This window comes from Streptomyces sp. NPDC001568 (assembly GCF_042893755.1).
Taxonomy (GTDB): Bacteria; Actinomycetota; Actinomycetes; order Streptomycetales; family Streptomycetaceae; genus Streptomyces.
This window is the reverse complement of sequence record NZ_JBIAVF010000008.1, coordinates 103,142-120,772: the sequence shown is the minus strand read 5'-3', so window position 1 is coordinate 120,772 and position 17,631 is coordinate 103,142. Positions and strand designations below refer to the sequence as shown.

Below are 17,631 nucleotides of genomic sequence, written 5' to 3'. Positions count from 1 at the left end.
CCGATGCAGACCATCTGGCTCAGCGGGGCCGAATGGCTCGCCGTGCTGCGGATAGGCCTCGGGCTGTGGTGGCTGGAGAGCTGGCGGCACAAGGACAAGAAGGGCTGGTTCGAACGCGGCACCGGCATCGCCTGGGCCGCCGACGTCGCCGGCAAGCACCGCTGGGCGTTCGTCGGGAGCGGCTTCGCGAAGGTCGTCCAGCCCCGCCCGCGACTCATGGCGTACGTGGTCGTCTACGCCGAACTCGCCCTGGGACTTGGCCTGGTGCTCGGCTTCCTGACCCCCGTGGCGCTCGTGGGCGGGCTGCTGCTGAACCTGCTGTACCTGGTGCTGATGATCCACGACTGGGCCGAGCAGGGGCAGAACGCGATGATGGCGCTGATCTCGCTCGTCGCACTGTTCGCCATGAGCTGGCAGGCCTGGTCCCTCGACGCCTCGATCGGACTCTTCCTGTGAACACCTCCGGTACCGCTTCCGGTGCCGTCTCCGGTACCGCTTCCGCGGGCGGCGCCGCCCGCGCCGCCGTCCGTCACGACCTGCCCGAGGCGGACGACTTCACCCGGCCCTACTGGGACGCCGCCGCCGACGGCCGTCTGTTGCTCCGCCACTGCGCCGACTGCGGACGCCACCACCACTACCCGCGCGAGTTCTGCCCCTTCTGCTGGGCCGGTGAGGACCGCGTCACCTGGCGGGAGGCGAGCGGGAGCGCCACCCTTTACACCTGGTCCGTGATCCACCGCAACGACCTGCCGCCCTTCGGCACCCGCGTCCCGTACGTGGCCGCCGTCGTCGACCTCGCCGAGGGCCCCCGGATGATGACCGAGGTCGTCGCCTGCGCGCACGAAGACCTCCGCATCGGGATGCCGCTGCGCGTCACCTTCCGGGAGGCGACCGAAGACGTACGGGTACCGGTCTTCGAGCCGGTGGGCGGGGGTGGGGGCGGGGGTGGTGCCGGTGGCGGCGCGGGTGACGGCGCCGGTCACCAGGGCGGGGCGTCGCTGTAGGCCGTGGGCGCGTGCTGGGCGGTCGGCAGCGGCTGCCGGAGCACCGCCACGGCCTCCCCGACGCGGCCCAACCCCATGAGCAGCTCCGCGAGGGGCTTGCGGAGGTCCGGGGCGCCCGGGTCCAGGGCGGCCACGGCCTCCTCCGGCCGCCCGGCACCGGCCAGCAGTCCGGCCACCACCTCCGCCGCGTACGTACTGCCGCCCTCCGGGTGCGCGCGGAGCTCCGCCACCGCCTGGTCCACGCGGCCACAGGCCGCGAGGAGCGCGGCGCGCATCCGCAGCAGGTCCCACTCCTCGCAGCCGGGCGGATCCACGATGCCCGCGAAGCGGGCCAGCCCCTCCTCGGCTCGGCCCCGGGCGACGTACAGCGCGCACAGCGCGTCCAGGACCCAGTCCTCGTGCCCGCCCCGCGCGGCGGGCAGCGCCGCCAGCACGTCGATCGCCTCGTCGCCCCGCCCGTGCCGGGCGAGCAGCTCCGCCAGCCGGATCGCCGCGTACGAGGAACCGGCCGCCGACGCCAGGTACACCCCGACCGCACCCGCCACGTCCCCGCGCTCCTCCAGCAACTCCGCGAGCAACCGCTCCGCGTTCCCGCCGGGGTCCTGCGCCGCGTACGCCCGCAGCTCCGCCGTCCGACCCAGCCGGGCCAGCAGCCCGGCCAGCGGATCCCGGCCGTTGACCGTCCCCGCCCCCGGCCCGTGCGCGCGCAACAACGCCACCGCCTCGTCGGCCCGGCCCTGCCGCTCCCGGACCGCCGCCGTCAACGCCACCGCGTCGTGCGGCTCGACGTACCGGGCACCGCACCGCGGACTGCCGCAACGCCCGCAGGCGAGCCCTGGTTCGAGGCGGGCCGCCAGCAGGTCCGCCACCTCGTCGTCCCGGCCCAGCCCGGCGGTCACCTCCACCAGTGCTCCCGCGAGCAGCGGGTCCGTCACGTGGGGACGCAGCAGCTCGTACGCCTCCCCGGCCCGGCCGGCGCGGGCCAGCAGCAGCGCGAACTCCCTCAGCGCGGAGCGCTCCCCGGCCTCCGCGTGGGGGCGAACCAGGTCCAGGGCCTCCTCGACGCGACCCCACGCGCCGAGCAGCCCGGCGGCCTCCGCGACGGCCGTCCACCAGCCCGTCGCGACGTACGGGGCCAGCAGGTCCCGCGCCTCCTCCCGCTGCCCGTCGGCGGCGAGGGTGCGGGCCAGGGCCCGGGCACAGAACCACTCACCGTCCAGCGCCAACTCCCGCACCGTGTCGGCGTGCCCGTGGTCCAGGAGGTACTCGACCAGGTCGGGCGGCACGCAGCCGGCATGCAGCCGGGTGCGGCGGTCCAGGTCGGCGGGGTCGAGGGCGGGGGTGTTGCGGGGGGAGGCGCTCACGCGCCGAGGCTAGAGGCGGGGACGCGGACGCCGTCGCCCGGGGGGTGGGGGTGGGGGAGGGGTCAGGGCCAGAGCAGTTCGCGTACCCAGCCCGTACCGTCGGCGGCCCGCCGGTAGCGCAGGCGGGTGTGACGGCGGGCGGCGTCGCCCTGGAAGAACTCCACCTCCGCCGGGGCCAGGACGTACCGGGTCCAGGTCGGCGCGGGCGCGTCCGGATCCGTACCGGCCCGCTCCCAGGCCTCCGCCGAGACCCGCGCCAACTCGGCCGTCGAGTCGAGTACTTCGCTCTGCCGCCCGGTGAGCGCGGCGGCCAGCGCCCCGCGCGAGCGGACCGCCAGGTCCGCCCGGCTCTCCTCGGGCCCGCACGCCGTGACCCGCCCCCGGACGCGGACCTGCCGGCCCACCAGCGGCCAGTAGAAGCCGAGGGCGGCCTCCGGGTGGGCGGCCAGCTGAACCCCCTTGGCACTGGTGACGTGCGACGCGAAGTGCCAGCCCCGGTCGTCCGCCTCGTGCAGCATCAGCGTCCGTACGTCGGGCCGCCCGTCGGCGTCCACCGTGGCCAGGCTCATCGTGTGCGGCTCGGGCTGCCCCGCCCGCGCGGCCCCGACGAACCAGTCCCGGAACAGGGGCAGGGGCTCGTCCGGCGCGGCCTCGGCGTCGAAGCGGGGAAGCGGGGTGTCCCACACCCGCAGGGAGTGCAGGGTCTCGTGGAAGTCGCTGGTCATGGCCCCCAGGCTAGGGGCTGCGCCGGTGCTGCCGGGCGGGGTCGGGGTGCGGCGGGGTGCCCGTGATCCGGATCGGGGAGGGTTTGGTGGTTTCCCGCCGGTCTCATCGTCTCTTCGTGGCGGGCCGGTCCCTCAAGGGCGCTCCCTTCGGTCGCGTCGCTTCGCGATGGCCTTCGGCCACCCTTGACCGACCGACCCGCCACGAAAATCCGAAGACCGACGGGAACCCCCCAAAAGAACGGTCACGGGGCAGAGACGAGAGGAGCGGGTCAGCCGGCGATGAGGCGAGGGGCCGGGCGTCGGCCGACAGGGCATACGGGGACGCCGGAGGGCCTGCGGCCGGGCCACGGGCGCGGCCAAGGGCCACTACCTGCCCGTCAGGACGACGACATCAACCGGGATTGCGGGTGGGCGGGAAAGCGCGTCGGATCGCTACGAACTTCGCTCGGCTCAGCGACTGACCACCGGCCGTGGCTGGACATAGGCCGCACCAGCCCGGTGCGTGGCCGATGCCGTCTCGGCGACTGACCACCGTCCGTGGTCCGACCGCCAGATCGCCAGACGGGCGCCTGGTTTGTGTCGTCGAGTGGCAGGCGCACGCCGTGGGCCACCACGGACGGTAGGGGCGGCTTATGTCCGGCCACGGACGGTCGTCGGACGCTTGACCGGGCGAGGGGACACGGCGAACCGGCGCGTGTCCCCGCCTCCCTGCACTCCAGGTTGATGTCGTCGTCCTGACGGGCGGGTAGGGGCCCTTGGTCGTCTGTCGGGTGTGGAGAGGGGCTGTGACGTGCCCGCATGCCCTGCCGGCCGACGTACGGTCCCTCGTCTCGTCACTGAGGGACCCGCTCCTGCTCCTCTGACCCGTGACCGTTCTTTTGGGGGGTTCCCGTCGGTCTTCGGCTTTCCGGGACGTGCCGGTCGGTCAAGGGTGGCCGAAGGCCATCGCGAAGCGACGCGACCGAAGGGAGCGCCCTTGAGGGACCGGTACGGCACGGGGAGACGATGAGACCGGCGGGAAACCACCAAACCCACCCTGATCCGGATCAACGAGATCCCGCCCCCCTCACCCCCGCCCCAGGATCACCGTTCCCGAGGAGCAGAACCAGCCTCCTGTGCCCGAGGCGAGGGCTACCTCCGGGAGGTGGCCGTCCCGTCTGCGGACTTGGCCGGGGCCGGATTCGCCTCGCAGTTGGCGTACCGCTTCGACCAGAAGGAACAGGCCGCGCATGCCCGGGTGGCAGGCCGACAGGCCGCCGCCGTCCGTGTTGACCGGGAGGTCGCCCTCCCGGAGCAGGCGGCCCTTCTCGACGAAGGCTCCGCCTTCGCCCTTGGCGCAGAAGCCGAGGTCCTCCAAGGTCACCAGGGTCATGTAGGTGAAGGCGTCGTAGATCTCGGCGAGGTCCACGTCGGCCGGGGTGAGGCCCGCGCGTTCGAAGGCGAGACGGCCCGAGACGGCTGCCGGGGAGACGGTGAAGTCCTCCCACTCGGACATGGTCGTGTGCGAGACGGAGGTGCCGGCGCCCAGCACCCAGACGGGGGCCTTCGCGGTGTCCGGTACGTAGTCCTCGGCGGCCAGGAGCACGGCGCAGCCGCCGTCCGAGCGGATGCAGCAGTTCAGCTTCGTGAAGGGGTCCGCGATCATCTCGGACGACAGGACGTCGTCCACGGTCAGCGGGGTGCGGAACATCGCGTCGGGGTTGGTCGCGGCGTTCGCGCGGGCCTGGACGGCGACGGAGGCGAGCTGTTCCAGGGTGGTCCCGTACTCGTGCATGTGGCGCCGGGCGGCCATCGCGTACTTGGAGATCAGCGTGTGCCCGTACGGGACCTCGAACTGGAGGGGGCCGCGGGCCCCGAAGGAGAGGTTCGCGGTGCGGCGGCGGGCCTTGATGTCGGCGCGGGCGGTGGATCCGTACACGAGGAGCACGGCGTTGGCGTGTCCGGCGGCGATGGCGTCCGCCGCGTGGGCGGCCATGACCTCCCAGGTGGAGCCGCCGACGGAGGTGGAGTCGACCCAGGTGGGGCGCAGACCGAGGTACTCGGCGACCTCGACCGGGGCGAGGGTGCCGAGGCCGGCGGAGGCGAAGCCGTCGATGACGGAGCGGTCCAGGCCGGAGTCGGCCAGCGCCCTGCGGGCGGCCTGGGCGTGGAGGGCGTACGGGGTCGGGCCGTCGACACGGCCGCAGTCGGAGAGGGCGACGCCGACGACCGCGACCCGGCGGCGGGGCGTGGGGGAGGAGTGGAGTCGGGGTGATCCAGACGGTCCAGGCATGAGGTGACGGTATATCTGACGGTACGTCAGACGCTAGACGCCGTCGCGCGCCCCGCCCCACCCCGTCTGTTCTCTTTCGTCGCGCCCGCCCGCGACCTACGGCTGACGCGGGTGGTGCCCGGGGTGCCTACGGTTGGCGCATGACTTCCTCACCTTCCCCGGCCTCCTCGGCCTCTTCGGGCGGCTGGTCCGGGGTGCTGGGTGTTCCCGGCGGTGCGCTCCTCGTGGCGGGCGCCTCGGGTCTGCTGCACGAGTGGTTCGGTTTCATCCGCTTCCTGGGCTTCACGCGCCACCTCATTCCCGCCGGTCACGAGGTCCTCGGCTACGCGCTCATGACCTTCGTCGGCTGTGTTCTCCTCGCCGGCGCCGAGGCGGTCCGGCGGCGGGGCCGCGGCTGACCCGCGCGGCCGAGCGCCCCCCGGGTCCCCGCCCCCCGGGTCCCCGCCCCCCGTCCCCGCCCTCCGTCCCCGCCCCCACGCCCACCCCACCCCGCCCCCTCCTGAACCCCGCGTCACCCGCCCCTGTGCATCTCGGCGTCGTCGCCCTAACATGACGGCCCGTCAGATACGGGGAGGAGCCCGACGATGGACGCCGCCTTCACCGCGGAGCAGGACGAGATGCGCCGCACCCTGCGCGAGATCCTGGGCAAACGCTGCGGTCCGGACGAGGTCAAGGCCGCCGCCCGCACCGCCGCCGGACACGACCGCGAGCTGTGGCAGCAGCTCGCCCGGCAGCTCGGTCTGCCGGGCATCGCCGTCGCCGAGGAGTACGGGGGCGTCGGGTGCACGCCCGCCGACCTGGCGCTCGCCTGCGAGGAGACCGGCCGGGCGCTGCTGCCGTCCCCGCTGCTGGCGACCGCCGTGCTGGCCGCACCCCTGCTCACCGCCCTCGGCACCGCCGCCCAGCGCTCCGCGTTACTGCCCGCGCTGGCCTCCGGCGAGCTGAGCGCCGCACTCGCGGTACCGGGCCCCGCGCTGGCCACCGCCCTCGCGCTGACCGGCGACAACGCCCCCGGCGAGTGGGCCGGTGGTGGCCGGGCCGGCGGGGTGCAGGCCCGTGCCGACACCGCCGGCGCCCCCGGCGGGTGGCGGCTCTACGGGGAGGTCGCCCAGGTCCTGGACGGCCACAGCGCGGGCCTGCTCCTGGTCGCGGCGCACACCGGCGGGTTCGCCCGTGGTCGGACCCTGCTGTTCCTCGTACGGGAGGACGCGCCCGGCCTCGTACGGTCCCGGCAGACCACCCTCGACGAGACCCGGCCGCAGGGCCGGATCCAGCTGCGCGACGTGCCCGCCGAGCTGCTCGGGGACGCGGACGGGGAGGGCGGCGTCCTGTCCGCGCTCGCCGCGACGGGGCGCACCGCCGCCACCGTCCTGGCCGCCGAGGCGGTCGGGGCGGCGGACCGGGCGCTGGCCCGCACGGTGGACTACGTACGCCGGCGCGAGCAGTTCGGCAGGGCCGTCGGGTCCTTCCAGGCCGTCAAGCACCGGCTCGCGGACCTGTACGTACGGGTCCAGGCGGCCCGTTCCGCCGCCTACTACGCGGCCTGGGACCCGGAACAGGGCCCGCTGGCCCTCGCGCAGGCCCTGGAGGCGCTGCGGGTGACGGCGGGCGAGGGCATCCAGCTGCACGGCGGGATCGGCTTCACCTGGGAGCACGACGCCCACCTGTACTTCAAGCGGGCGGCCGCCGACGAACTGCTCTTCGGCCCGGTCCACCGACTGCGGGCGCACGCGGCGCACACCTCGGGCCTGTTCGCGCCACCCGATCGAACCCCCACCCACCCGATCACCCCCACCACCCCCACCGAACCGGAGAAGGCGGCCGTCTGATGGCAGTGGCTCAGGGCGTCGGCGTGAAGCTGATGCAGAAGGTCTCCTCGACCATGCTGTTCGCCAGGATCGCGCCGCACTTCATTCCCGCGATGGACAAGGCGGTGCACCGGCTGACCCGCGGCAAGGTGCTGCTCAGCGCGCGGATGCTGCCGGGGGTGATCCTCACCGCGAAGGGCGCGAAGAGCGGCGAACCGCGCACCACGCCGCTCGCGTGCATGCCGGAGGACGGGGGGACGAGCTGGTTGTTGATCGGTTCCAACTTCGGCCGCCCCGGCCACCCGGCCTGGACCGGGAACCTGCTCAAGCATCCGGACGCGGACGTGAACTGGCAGGGGCGGGACGTCGCCGTACGGGCCCGGCTGCTGGAGGGGGCGGAGCGCGCGGCGGCGTGGCAGGCGGTCCTGAAGTTCTGGCCGCCGTACGCGACGTACCAGGCGCGCATCGACCGCGAGATCAGGCTGTTCCGTCTGGAGCGGCGCTGACGGAGCGCCGGCGGTACGGGTCGGGAAGGGCGGCCCCGGTGGAGGTGGAGCGGGTCGGGGGCGGTGGGTCGCGTAGGTAGGGCCGGGAACGCGCGCCCGGGCCGGGCGGGTCGGTGGGCAACTCGGGCGGGACGGTCGGAAGAGCGGTGCGCAAGAGCGGGTCGGGGCGCCTGCTTCGGCGCGACGGGTCGAGGAGTGGCGGACCCCCGGGTGGGCCCCCGGCGGTTCCCGGGAGGTTCCGCCGCTACTTGGTGGGCTTCTTGCCGGTGATGCCGAGGTGGACGAGCAGGGCCAGGTTCGGCTTGAGCTCGGCCTGCTTGACGCCCCAGGTCTGGAAGCCCTTCTGGTGCGAGGCGACCGCGGCGAGCATCGCCACCAGCGATCCGGCCATCGCCGCCGGGCTGAGGTCCTTGTCGACCTTGCCCTTGGCCTGGAGCTCCTTCATCGACTCCGTGAGGGAGTTGGTGACGGAGTTCAGGATCTTCATGCGGATCTTGTAGAACCGCTTGTCGCCCTCGGCCGCGCCGAGGTCGACGACCCTCAGGATCGCGTCGTTGCGCCGCCAGAACTCCAGGAACCCTTCGACGAGTTCCTCGGCGGCGGCCCAGCCGGCCTTGCCGACCCAGTTGCGGCCCTCGACGAGCGCCGTCAACTGGGCGCCCTCCGTGGCCATTTCCTCGGCGATCTCCAGGACGGCGCCTTCGACGTCCGGGAAGTACTGGTAGAAGGTCGCGGGGGAGGTGCCGGCCTTGCGCGCGACGTCGATCACCTTGACGTCGCGGTACGGCGAGGAGCTGAGCATCTCGCTGAGGCAGTCGAGCAGCTTCTGCCGCGTCGCCTGGCCGCGCCGGCCGGCGACACGCCCGTCGACGGTGCGTACTTGTCCTGTCATGCCGTCAGCTTACCGAGGGGGGATGGGCGCGCTATTCGGCCGCCTGCAAATGGGGTGACGGGGCCCCCGGCCTGCGCGGGAGCGCCCGCGCGCGGTTCGCGGGGGCGGAATCCGGCCGGGCGCGGGCGGGTCCCGCGCGGGGGCGGTCCGGCTCCGGTGCGGGGACGACCCGGGCCGTACCGTGGGATATCCCCCGAATAGTCTTATGAACAGGCTGTGGACAACTTTTCGGGCGGATCATTGCGGAGAGGTGTGGAACGCCTCGATCTCCACGGAGGTCGTAAACCGTAACAAAAGCCACCGAACGCCAGGCTCCCCGCACGACCCCGCGCAACGGAAGGACCCGGCTCATGGCCGCATTCGCGGAAGGCTCGCCCTGCTGGGTCGACGCCTCGCTCCCCGACGTCGAAGCGGGCAAGCGCTTCTACGGTGAGCTCTTCGGCTGGACCTTCGGGGACAGCGCGGGGGCCGCGTACGGCCACTACACCCAGGCCTACAGCCGCGGCCGCAACGTCGCCGCCCTCGCCCCCAAGCCCGACGGCCGGATGCCCACCGTGTGGGGCGTGTACCTGTACACCTCCGACGCCTACGCCTGCGCCGCCCGCATCCGCGCCGCCGGCGGCCAGCTGGTCATGGACCCGCAGCCCGTGGGCCCGTACGGGACCGCCGCGATGGCCGCCGACCCCGGCGGCGCCGTCTTCGGGCTGTGGCAGCCGGGCACCCACCACGGATTCGACGCCCAGCAGGAGCCCTACACGTACTGCTGGTCCGAGGTGTACACCCGGGCCCGCGACGCCGTGGACGTGTTCTACGCCCACGTCTTCGGCTACGTGGCGCAGGACCAGGACGACCCCGGGACCGGCGACGAGTACCGCGTCTGGTCGCCGCCCGGGAGCACCCCCGGCACCGACACCGCCGTCCTGGGGCGCAGCCCGATCACCGACGCCTTCCCGGAGATCATGCCCGCCCACTTCCTCGTCTACTTCGCCGTCCCGGACTGCGACCAGAGCGTCGCGACCGTGCAGCGGCTCGGAGGTCGGGTCACCGCCGATCCCTTCGACACGCCGTACGGCCGGATCGCCGTCGTCGCCGACAATCAGGGGGCCGTCTTCGCCCTCCTTTCGGAGCCACGTGTGAAAGCCCACCCGGAGCCGGGGCCGGACCAGGCGCGGGCCTGACAGAATCGAGGTTGCGCGACCCCTGGCAGTGCCGGGGTGAGACGCTGCACGGAGTGGGACGCCGCCCCGGCGGGCCGGTGCCCGCGGGCGGGGCGCGGTCCCGCGAGGGACGCCGCACGGGCAGACCACCGTGCCGGTGCGCGTGCTGATGCGTGTTCCTGCGTACCGGTGCGTGCGGGTAGGGAAGAACGGGTCCGGCGGGGACCCGTACGGGGAGGTGTGGAGGCGAGTGGTGGAGCAGCTGACGCAGCACGACCCGAGACGGATCGGCCCCTTCGAGGTGCTGGGACGGCTCGGCGCCGGCGGCATGGGGCTGGTCTATCTCGCGCGGTCGGCGTCCGGACGGCGCGTCGCGATCAAGACGGTGCGCACCGAGCTCGCCGAGGACCAGTTGTTCCGGGTGCGCTTCACGCGCGAGGTCGAGGCCGCGCGCGCGGTGTCCGGTTTCTACACGGCGGCCGTCGTCGACGCCGATCCGCGGGCCGCGGTGCCGTGGTTGGCGACCGCGTACGTGCCGGCGCCCTCGCTGGAGGAGATCGTCAACGAGTGCGGGCCGATGCCCGCGCAGGCCGTGCGCTGGCTCGCCGCCGGCATCGCGGAGGCGCTCCAGTCCATCCACGGCGCGGGCCTGGTCCACCGCGACTTGAAGCCGTCCAACGTCCTGGTCGTCGAGGACGGCCCGCGCGTGATCGACTTCGGCATCGCGAGCGGGGTCTCCAACACCCGTCTGACCATGACGAACGTCGCCGTCGGCACGCCCGCGTACATGTCGCCGGAGCAGGCGAAGGACTCGCGGAGCGTCAAGGGCGCCAGCGACGTCTTCTCGCTCGGCTCGACCCTCGTCTTCGCCGCGACCGGGCATCCCCCGTACCACGGGGCGAACCCGGTCGAGACGGTGTTCATGCTGCTGCGCGAGGGCCCCAACCTGGAGGGGCTGCCCGAGGAGCTGCGACCGCTCATCGAGTCCTGCATGCAGATGGACGCCACCCAGCGGCCCACCCCCGCCGACCTCCAGGCGCAGCTCGCCCCGCACCTCTTCGAGGGCGGCGACGAGAGCGGCACCGCGTCCGCGTGGCTGCCCGAGCGGGCCGTCGCGATGATCGAGGCCCGGCGCGCGGGGCACCGTACGCCGCCCGCGCCCGTCGTCCCCGCGCGCGGCCCGGCCCGCGGTCCGGCCGCCGGGCCCGCCTCCGGCGCGGCCACGCACCGCCGGCCGCGCGGCGCCGCCGACCCGTGGGTGGACCCGCGGACGGGGCAGGCCGCCCCGCCGCGCCCGGACCGGCCCCCGGTGCCGGCCGCGCCCGGCGACCCCGTACGTCTGGGCGCCTCCCCGGTGCCGATCGGGCCCGGCCCGCGGGCGACCGCGGCGGCTCCGGTCGGGTACGCGGGCGCGCACTCGGCGACGGACTGGGTCCGCCCGCCCCACGGCTCGCCGGCCCCCTCCGGGGTCATCCCGGGGCCGTCCGGGTCCGCCGCGTCCTCCGTGGGGACCGTTCCGGCGCCCGGTCCGTCCCCGGACAGCGGCCGTTGGCGGCCGTGGCGCTTCCGCATGTCCAACGAGGTCTGGGGCACCCCCACCGTCGCCGGTGACCTGCTGTACGTCACCTCCTTCGAGGTGCACGCGCTGGACGTCGGCAGCGGCCGGCGCCAGTTCAAGACGCGGGACGTCGCCTGGTCCATGGCGGTCTCCGACGGGCGCATCCACGCCTCCGACGGGCCCTCCCTGTACGCGCTCGACGCCTCCGACGGCGCCGAGCGGTGGCGGCTGTCCACCGAGGCCTGGGTGTACGCGCTGCGCGCCGACCGGGGCACCGTGATCACCGCCACGCGCGGTGGCGGCGTCCAGGGCTGGGAGGCGTCCAACGGCCAGAAGCTGTGGGAACTGACCGGCGCCCAGAGCGACTTCGAGACCCCGGAGGCCGCCCCCGTCCTGCACGAGGGCACCGTCTACGTGTGGCAGGACGCCCGGCTGCGGGCGCTGGACGCCCGCTCCGGCCAGGAGGCCTGGTCGTACCCGGTCGGCGACGCGGCGTCCTGCGGCAACGTCCCGGTCCGCGTCACGCCCGCCCCCGACGGCAACGTGTACGTCGCCGCGGGGACCCGCGTCCTGTCGGTGGACCGGGCCTCGGGCCGGGTCCGCTGGCACTTCGAGGCCCCGGCCGTCTTCCTGGCGCCTCCGGCGTTCGCGCCGGGCGCCGCGGTCACCGGGGGCGGCGTCTACCTCGCCGACTACCTGGGCACCGTCTACGCCCTGGACGCGGCCACCGGCAAGGACCGCTGGCGCATCGCCACGGAGCCGCGCCCCTCGGGGGACGCGGTCATCGTGGCCAACGGCAACGTCCACCTGGGCGCCGGCAGCGCCCTGTACACGCTCGACGCGGTCACCGGCACCCCGAAGTGGCGGTTCGCGGCGGGCGGCGAGATCACCGGTGCCCCAGCGGTCTCGGACGGCCGGGTCCACTTCGGTTCGGCCGACCACTGCCTGTACACCCTGGACGCGGCGGGCGGCCAGCTCCGCTGGAAGCTCGCCACCGGCGGGGAGATCACGGGCGCCCCGGTCGCGGAGGCGGGAGTGGTGTACGCGTGCAGCAAGGACCGGTGCGTCTACGCCCTGGACGCGGCCAAGGGCACGGGCACCCGTACGGGCGGATGACCTGCACGGAAGGCGGGGCTCCGGCCCCTCCAGCTGCCTCACGGCACCGGGAGTGACAGGATGGACCCCATGAGCAACGTTTACTTCGACATCAACATCAACGACAAGCCCGCGGGCCGCATCGTCTTCGAGCTGTTCGACAAGGTGGTTCCGGAGACCGCGCGGAACTTCCGCGAGCTGGCCACCGGCCAGAACGGCTACGGCTACGCGGGCTCCGGCTTCCACCGCATCATCCCGCAGTTCATGCTCCAGGGCGGTGACTTCACCAACCACAACGGCACCGGCGGCAAGAGCATCTTCGGCGAGAAGTTCGCCGACGAGAACTTCGACCTGAAGCACGACCGCCCGTACCTGCTGTCGATGGCGAACGCCGGCCGCAACACCAACGGCTCGCAGTTCTTCGTCACCACCGTCGTCACCTCCTGGCTCGACGGCAAGCACGTCGTCTTCGGCGAGGTCGTCGAGGGCAAGGAGCTCGTCGACCAGATCGAGGCCCTGGGCTCCCAGTCCGGCGCCCCCAAGGCCAAGGTCGAGATCGCGGCCTCCGGCGTCGTCGACGCCGCCTGACCCACCCCGTGCCGGTCGGCCCCGCCCCCTTCGTGGGGGTTCGGGGCCGCCGCCGTTTTCGGGGCCGGTGGGGGCGGGGGTTCGGGGGCGTCCTACGCGCGCGGGTCCCGCGGGCCCGGATCCTGCGGGCCGGCCCCGTACGGGCCGGGGTCCTGGTCCTGGCCGGGGTACTGCGGACGCGGGTCCTCAGGGCGGGGGTCCCGGCCGGGGTACGGGGGACCAGGGGCCTGCGGTGGGGCGTCCTGCGGTCCCGTGTCGCGCCGGGGGCGGTCGTCCGGGTGCCAGGGTTCGGTCTGCGGGGTGACCGGCCGGTCCTCCCAGCCCGTGACGGCGCCGGGCGCACCGGCGTCGCGGGGCAGCGGGCGCCGGTCGCGGCGGGGTCGGCCGCGCATGACGAACGCGCCGAGCAGGATGAGCGCGCCGCCGGCGAAGGCGGTGGCGACGCCGGGGCCGAGCCCCTGACCGTCGCCGCCGACCGACAGGCTGCCAGCCGCCTGGCCCTGGCGGACCATCCACAGCACCGCGAAGCCGAGGACCACGATCCCGGCGAGCGCCATCAGCAGCCGCGAGCGCAGCACGGTCGCGGCCAGTGCGAGGAGGGCGGCGCACAGGAAGGGCAGCATGAGCGAGCCCAGCAGCGCGGCCCCGTCGGGGGTGATGCCGGAGCCCGCGAACAGCTCCTCGACGCGGTAGTCGCGGCCGCGTCGGCTTTCGTACCAGGCGCGGTACGGGCTCCACAGGGCGGCTGCCGCGCCGGCCAGACCCATCAGCGAACCGAGGACGTTGCGGATCATGCCCGGCCTTCCGGGTAGACGTCGTGATCGGCAACGCTACTGCCGGGTCCCGGCCCCCGCACGCCGGACGGGGCGGGCGGGGGCCGGGGGTTCGGGGGGCCCGGGTCAGGACTTCGTACGGGCCGTTTCGACGCGGGTGCGCAGGGCGTCGTTCATCGCGGTGAGGTTGCGGGCGGTGTCCGCGAGGAACTTGCCGAGGAAGGACACCAGCAGGCCGCCGAACCGCATGCCGTGCTCCAGGCGCGTGGTGCGGGCGGGGCCCTCGGACAGCCGGAAGTAGTGCTCGCCGTCGAACAGGCCGCGGACGAGGAACCGGCCCTTCCAACGGAACTCGACGGCCGGGTTGACGACGAGGACGGTCGGGTGGAAGACCGTCGGCTTCCCGGCCCGCGAGTACATCGTCAGATCCAGCCGCGCGCCCGGCACGGTCTCGCCCAACGCCTGGCGGATGAACGGGTTCCAGGTGCAGTAGCGGGGCAGGTCGGTCAGGGTCGCCCAGACTTCTTCGGGCGTCGCGTCGATGACGATCTCGGTGGCGATGGTGCGCACTGGTGCCGTGCTCCTCGTGGTGGGTCGGTGCTCACCGAAGGGACGCGGGGAATTGCGGCCGGCCGCCGGGTTCGGTCCGGGGATGCAACCACGGATTCCCCGGTCAGGGGCCGGCTGCGGGGACATCTTCGCTGGTGGCGGAGAGAGCGGAGGGGGGCGTTCCGGCCGCGGGGTGGCGAATGCCGATACGTCGGGCGGCCTGTCGCGGGTCGGTGCGGGCCCGCCCGCGCGCCGCGGCGGCTGGTAGCGTCGCGCCGTCCTACAGGGAGGGGTTCGCGACATGGTGACCGGAAGAGGCAGCCGCATCAGGCTCGCCGCGGTACTCGTGGCGGTCGTCCTGGCACTCACGGGGTTCTCGTCGAGCGGTGGCAGCGGCAGCGGAAGCAGCGGCAAGAGCAAGAGCGGGGGCGGCTGCTCCAGTTCCAAGAGCAAGTCCAAGAGCAAGAAGACCCACAGCGGCGGCGGCAGCGGTGGCGAGAGCAGCCCGACGGCCTCGCCGTCCCCGGTCGGCGCCCCGGCGACGGCCGTGGTGACGACCTGCGTCGGCGCGGGCAAGCCGTCCAGCACCGTCGAGGTGACCTCCCGGCTGGACCGAGCGGCCACCTTCGAGGTGACCTTGAACCGTGAGGGCGCCGCCGGCGCGCTCGTCGAGACGGCCCGCGCCACCGTGACCCTGGAGGCCCGCCGGACCGGCACCCTGGTGATCGCCCTGGTCGCCGCGCAGCGGGCCGCCGAGGTGAAGGACTGCCGGATCACCTCGGTGGTCGAGGTTCCGTCGTCCGCTTCCCCCTCCCCCTCGCCCACCGCCACCGACGCGGACGAGGAGGACGGCTCCAAGCGCCGCACCAAGCCGCCCACGAAACCCACCAAGCCCACCAAAACGCGCCCCCGCAGCTGATCAGCGCAGGCGGAACTCCGCTCCGGGCCGCCGGGCCCCGAAGAGTTCCGCCTGCCGCTCCGGCGGCAGGTTGCCCAGGCCGATCAGGGCCGGGGCCTGGTCCAGGGCCTGCTGGAGCGCGGCCCGCTTCGCCGACCACAGGGCCCGTACGGTGCCCTGTACGGCCTCCGTCGGGTACCCGGCCAGGGTCCGCGCCGACCGCAGGGCCGCCCCGAGCAGTTCCTCGGGCTCCGCGAGCTCCGAGACCAGGCCGATCTCGTAGGCCCGCCGCGCGGAGAGCCGTTCCGCCGTGCCCATCAGGGACATCCGGGCGACCTCACCGAAGGGCATCCGCTGCGCCATGTAGACGGCCTCGTAGGCGCTGACCATCCCGTACGAGGTGTGCGGGTCGAAGTAGGTGGCGGTGGTGGAGGAGACGACGAACTCCGATTCGCCGAGCAGGTAGAACGCGCCGCCGCAGGCCATCCCGTTGACGGCGGCGACCACGGGTTTCCACAGGTCGCAGGTCTTGGGACCGATCGCGAGCAGCGGATCGTCGACCGAGTAGGGGGACGCCGGCTGCGCCACCTCGGCGGAGCGGTCGATGCCGGTGCAGAACGCGGCGGTGCCCGCGCCGGTCAGCACCACCGCCCGGACCTTCTCGTCGTGGCGGAACTCCCGCCACAGCGCCGTCAGCGCCGCCGCGGTCTCCAGGTCGACGGCGTTGTGGCGGTGCTCCCGGTCGAGGGTGACGACCGCGACCCCGAAATCCCCGTCCCGCTCGACCCGGGGCGTCACGGCTTCTCCAGGATCCAGCGGGGCACGCTCATCCCGCCCGTCCGCGTGAACGCGACCTGGACGCGGGCCCCGATGCGCAGCCGCGCCGGGTCCACGGAGTCGAGGGGCGCGTCGGCGGAGGTCACCAGGTTCCCGGCCAGCCGGATCAGCGGATCCTCGACCAGCTCGACGAGGATGACGTTGTACGGGGCCTGCGCGGCGTACGCGGGCAGCAGCGGCGGGTGCGGTCGTACCCAGGACCAGATCCGGCCGCGTCCGCTCATCGGGCGCCACTCGCTGTCGAAGGACTGGCAGTGCGGGCAGCAGGGGCGCGGCGGGAAGCGCAGCCGGCCGCAGGCGGCGCAGGCCTGGACGCGGAGTTCGCCGCGGGCGGCGTACTCCCAGAAGGGGGCGCCGTCCTCGTCGGGGACGGGGAGCAGCAGTGCTTCGTCGGTGGCGGTCATGGCGGTGCTCCTCAGGCTCGCAGCAGGACCGCGGACGTGGGAACGCCCTCGCCGGCGGTCACCAGGCAGGTCGCGGCGTCCGGTACCTGGGCGGTGGAGATCCCGCGCAGTTGCTTGACGCCCTCGTTGATGAGGTTGAAGCCGTGGACGTAGGCCTCGGAGAGGCCGCCGCCGCCGGTGTTGATGGGCAGCCGGCCGCCCATCTCCAGGGCGCCGCCCTCGGTGAAGGCGGCGCCCTCGCCGCGCCCGCAGAAGCCGTAGCCCTCCAGGGAGAGCGGGATCAGCGGGGTGAAGGCGTCGTAGATCTGGGCGACGTCCACGTCCTGCGGGCCGAAGTCGGCCTGCTTCCACAGGTGTCGGGCGGCGGTCCAGGCGGGGCCGGTCAGCGGGTCGTCGTTCCAGTAGTTGACCATCCCGTGGTGCTGGGCGGGCAGGCCCTGGGCGACGGAGTGGATGTGGACGGGCTTGTGGCGGCAGTCCCGGGCGCGTTCGGCGGAGACGATCACGCAGGCCAGGGCGCCGTCGGTCTCCAGGCAGTTGTCGAAGAGGCAGAGCGGGTCGCTGATCATGCGGGAGGTCATGTACATCTCGCGGGTCAGCGGGCGCTCGTACATCATGGCGGCCGGGTTCTCGTTGGCCCGGTTGCGGCAGGCCATCGCGACGTTGAAGAGGTGCTCGCGGGTGGCGCCGTACTCGTGCATGTAGCGCCGGGCCAGCATGCCGATCTCGTCGGCCGGGCGCAGCAGCCCGAAGGGGCGGGTCCACTGGCCGGGGGTGGGCAGTTGGACGGCGGTGTTCTTCCAGGGGCGGGGGCCGGAGCCGCGCTTGCGGGAGCGCCAGGCGACGCCGACGCTCGCCTGGCCGGTGGCGACCGCGGCGGCGAGGTGTCCGACGGTGGCGCAGGAGCCGCCGCCGCCGTAGCCGACCTTGGAGAAGAAGGTGACGTCGCCGGCGCCGATGGCCTTGGCGACCTCGACCTCGTCGGTCTCCTCCATGGTGTAGGAGGCGAACGCGTCGACCTCGCCGGGGGCTATGCCGGCGTCGTCGAGCGCGGCCAGGATGGCCCGGCAGGCCAGTTCCTTTTCGGTGCTCGGCAGTTGTTTGGCAAAGGCGGTCTGGCCGATGCCGACGATTGCCGTAGCGTCCTTGAGCGTTGCCGCCATCGCCACCTCCGGGGGGTGCGCCAGTACTGACAGCCGCG

General features: G+C 74.0%; 18 protein-coding genes. 9 read left to right on the top strand and 9 right to left on the bottom strand.

All coding sequences use genetic code 11. The annotated features are described in order from the left end of the window. Nucleotides 1-3: 3 nt before the first annotated feature. The gene (locus tag ACFY0I_RS16665) at nt 4-456 is read left to right on the top strand and encodes a DoxX family protein (protein WP_388895665.1); all 453 of its coding nucleotides are present in this window, start codon (nt 4-6) and stop codon (nt 454-456) included. 80 nt (nt 457-536) lie between these two features. Further along, nucleotides 537-1,004 (top strand): Zn-ribbon domain-containing OB-fold protein, encoded by a 468-nt coding sequence (locus ACFY0I_RS16660; RefSeq protein ID WP_388896223.1) that lies wholly within the window; start codon nt 537-539, stop codon nt 1,002-1,004. On the opposite strand, the gene ACFY0I_RS16655 is transcribed toward ACFY0I_RS16660, so the two are convergent. The 3 genes from ACFY0I_RS16655 to ACFY0I_RS16645 all read right to left on the bottom strand — a co-directional run bounded on the left by ACFY0I_RS16655 (nt 980) and on the right by ACFY0I_RS16645 (nt 5,365). Further along, nucleotides 980-2,368 carry a hypothetical protein gene (locus tag ACFY0I_RS16655; protein ID WP_388895663.1) on the bottom strand — a complete coding sequence of 463 codons (1,389 nt, stop codon included), beginning with the start codon at nt 2,366-2,368 and terminating at the stop codon, nt 980-982. The genes ACFY0I_RS16660 and ACFY0I_RS16655 overlap by 25 nt on opposite strands. A 62-nt stretch (nt 2,369-2,430) precedes the next feature. After that, a complete protein-coding gene (locus ACFY0I_RS16650; protein WP_388895660.1) occupies nt 2,431-3,093 on the bottom strand; it encodes a pyridoxal 5'-phosphate synthase in 663 nt (220 codons plus the stop codon). Between the two features lie 1,066 nt (nt 3,094-4,159). Continuing rightward, nucleotides 4,160-5,365, bottom strand: a complete 1,206-nt coding sequence (locus ACFY0I_RS16645) for an acetyl-CoA acetyltransferase (RefSeq protein ID WP_388895657.1) — start codon at nt 5,363-5,365, stop codon at nt 4,160-4,162. A gap of 140 nt (nt 5,366-5,505) precedes the next feature. Between ACFY0I_RS16645 and ACFY0I_RS16640 the strand changes: the two genes are divergently transcribed. The 3 genes from ACFY0I_RS16640 to ACFY0I_RS16630 all read left to right on the top strand — a co-directional run bounded on the left by ACFY0I_RS16640 (nt 5,506) and on the right by ACFY0I_RS16630 (nt 7,679). Then, on the top strand, nt 5,506-5,763 hold the full coding sequence (locus ACFY0I_RS16640; protein WP_388895655.1) for a hypothetical protein: 258 nt from the start codon (nt 5,506-5,508) through the stop codon (nt 5,761-5,763). 186 nt (nt 5,764-5,949) lie between these two features. Further along, nucleotides 5,950-7,194, top strand: coding sequence for an acyl-CoA dehydrogenase family protein (locus ACFY0I_RS16635; RefSeq protein ID WP_388895652.1), 1,245 nt, complete (start codon nt 5,950-5,952; stop codon nt 7,192-7,194). After that, nucleotides 7,194-7,679: a nitroreductase family deazaflavin-dependent oxidoreductase gene (locus ACFY0I_RS16630; RefSeq protein WP_388895649.1), complete on the top strand. Its 486-nt coding sequence runs from the start codon at nt 7,194-7,196 to the stop codon at nt 7,677-7,679. The genes ACFY0I_RS16635 and ACFY0I_RS16630 overlap by 1 nt, the downstream gene beginning before the upstream one ends. Nucleotides 7,680-7,923: 244 nt before the next feature. Here ACFY0I_RS16630 and ACFY0I_RS16625 read toward each other — a convergent pair whose 3' ends face one another. Next, entirely contained in the window at nt 7,924-8,571 is a 648-nt protein-coding gene (locus ACFY0I_RS16625) for a TetR family transcriptional regulator (RefSeq protein WP_281208757.1), read from the bottom strand. 350 nt (nt 8,572-8,921) lie between these two features. On the opposite strand from ACFY0I_RS16625, the gene ACFY0I_RS16620 reads away from it, so the two are divergent. From ACFY0I_RS16620 to ACFY0I_RS16610, 3 genes are all read left to right on the top strand, one after another. Beyond that, nucleotides 8,922-9,749 (top strand): VOC family protein, encoded by an 828-nt coding sequence (locus ACFY0I_RS16620; RefSeq protein WP_388895646.1) that lies wholly within the window; start codon nt 8,922-8,924, stop codon nt 9,747-9,749. A 229-nt stretch (nt 9,750-9,978) separates the two neighbouring features. After that, nucleotides 9,979-12,402 carry a PQQ-binding-like beta-propeller repeat protein gene (locus ACFY0I_RS16615; RefSeq protein ID WP_388895643.1) on the top strand — a complete coding sequence of 808 codons (2,424 nt, stop codon included), beginning with the start codon at nt 9,979-9,981 and terminating at the stop codon, nt 12,400-12,402. Between the two features lie 69 nt (nt 12,403-12,471). Next, complete coding sequence (locus tag ACFY0I_RS16610; RefSeq protein WP_281208754.1) at nt 12,472-12,969, top strand: peptidylprolyl isomerase; 498 nt, start codon at nt 12,472-12,474, stop codon at nt 12,967-12,969. A gap of 92 nt (nt 12,970-13,061) precedes the next feature. Here the strand turns inward: ACFY0I_RS16610 and ACFY0I_RS16605 are convergent, their stop codons facing one another. Both ACFY0I_RS16605 and ACFY0I_RS16600 read right to left on the bottom strand, forming a co-directional pair. Next, on the bottom strand, nt 13,062-13,763 hold the full coding sequence (locus tag ACFY0I_RS16605) for a hypothetical protein (protein ID WP_388895641.1): 702 nt from the start codon (nt 13,761-13,763) through the stop codon (nt 13,062-13,064). A 105-nt stretch (nt 13,764-13,868) separates the two neighbouring features. After that, complete coding sequence (locus ACFY0I_RS16600) at nt 13,869-14,312, bottom strand: SRPBCC family protein (RefSeq protein WP_388895639.1); 444 nt, start codon at nt 14,310-14,312, stop codon at nt 13,869-13,871. A gap of 280 nt (nt 14,313-14,592) precedes the next feature. Between ACFY0I_RS16600 and ACFY0I_RS16595 the strand changes: the two genes are divergently transcribed. Continuing rightward, the gene (locus ACFY0I_RS16595) at nt 14,593-15,210 is read left to right on the top strand and encodes a hypothetical protein (RefSeq protein WP_388895637.1); all 618 of its coding nucleotides are present in this window, start codon (nt 14,593-14,595) and stop codon (nt 15,208-15,210) included. On the opposite strand, the gene ACFY0I_RS16590 is transcribed toward ACFY0I_RS16595, so the two are convergent. From ACFY0I_RS16590 to ACFY0I_RS16580, 3 genes are read right to left on the bottom strand one after another with little or no spacing between them, the layout of a single operon-like run. Beyond that, on the bottom strand, nt 15,211-15,987 hold the full coding sequence (locus ACFY0I_RS16590; protein ID WP_388895634.1) for an enoyl-CoA hydratase/isomerase family protein: 777 nt from the start codon (nt 15,985-15,987) through the stop codon (nt 15,211-15,213). It lies immediately after the preceding gene. After that, the gene (locus ACFY0I_RS16585; protein WP_388895631.1) at nt 15,984-16,430 is read right to left on the bottom strand and encodes a Zn-ribbon domain-containing OB-fold protein; all 447 of its coding nucleotides are present in this window, start codon (nt 16,428-16,430) and stop codon (nt 15,984-15,986) included. The genes ACFY0I_RS16590 and ACFY0I_RS16585 overlap by 4 nt, the downstream gene beginning before the upstream one ends. Before the next feature lie 11 nt (nt 16,431-16,441). Next, nucleotides 16,442-17,593 (bottom strand): lipid-transfer protein, encoded by a 1,152-nt coding sequence (locus ACFY0I_RS16580; protein WP_388895628.1) that lies wholly within the window; start codon nt 17,591-17,593, stop codon nt 16,442-16,444. Between the last annotated feature and the right edge of the window lie 38 nt (nt 17,594-17,631).

Bases quoted from the DNA above. Each gene is read 5' to 3' on its own strand.
- ACFY0I_RS16665 (WP_388895665.1), top strand. From the start codon at position 4: ATGCAGACCATCTGGCTCAGCGGGGCCGAATGGCTCGCCGTGCTGCGG.
- ACFY0I_RS16650 (WP_388895660.1), bottom strand. From the start codon at position 3,093: ATGACCAGCGACTTCCACGAGACCCTGCACTCCCTGCGGGTGTGGGAC.
- ACFY0I_RS16645 (WP_388895657.1), bottom strand. From the start codon at position 5,365: ATGCCTGGACCGTCTGGATCACCCCGACTCCACTCCTCCCCCACGCCC.
- ACFY0I_RS16640 (WP_388895655.1), top strand. From the start codon at position 5,506: ATGACTTCCTCACCTTCCCCGGCCTCCTCGGCCTCTTCGGGCGGCTGG.
- ACFY0I_RS16635 (WP_388895652.1), top strand. From the start codon at position 5,950: ATGGACGCCGCCTTCACCGCGGAGCAGGACGAGATGCGCCGCACCCTG.
- ACFY0I_RS16630 (WP_388895649.1), top strand. From the start codon at position 7,194: ATGGCAGTGGCTCAGGGCGTCGGCGTGAAGCTGATGCAGAAGGTCTCC.
- ACFY0I_RS16625 (WP_281208757.1), bottom strand. From the start codon at position 8,571: ATGACAGGACAAGTACGCACCGTCGACGGGCGTGTCGCCGGCCGGCGC.
- ACFY0I_RS16620 (WP_388895646.1), top strand. From the start codon at position 8,922: ATGGCCGCATTCGCGGAAGGCTCGCCCTGCTGGGTCGACGCCTCGCTC.
- ACFY0I_RS16610 (WP_281208754.1), top strand. From the start codon at position 12,472: ATGAGCAACGTTTACTTCGACATCAACATCAACGACAAGCCCGCGGGC.
- ACFY0I_RS16605 (WP_388895641.1), bottom strand. From the start codon at position 13,763: ATGATCCGCAACGTCCTCGGTTCGCTGATGGGTCTGGCCGGCGCGGCA.
- ACFY0I_RS16595 (WP_388895637.1), top strand. From the start codon at position 14,593: ATGGTGACCGGAAGAGGCAGCCGCATCAGGCTCGCCGCGGTACTCGTG.
- ACFY0I_RS16585 (WP_388895631.1), bottom strand. From the start codon at position 16,430: ATGACCGCCACCGACGAAGCACTGCTGCTCCCCGTCCCCGACGAGGAC.
- ACFY0I_RS16580 (WP_388895628.1), bottom strand. From the start codon at position 17,593: ATGGCGGCAACGCTCAAGGACGCTACGGCAATCGTCGGCATCGGCCAG.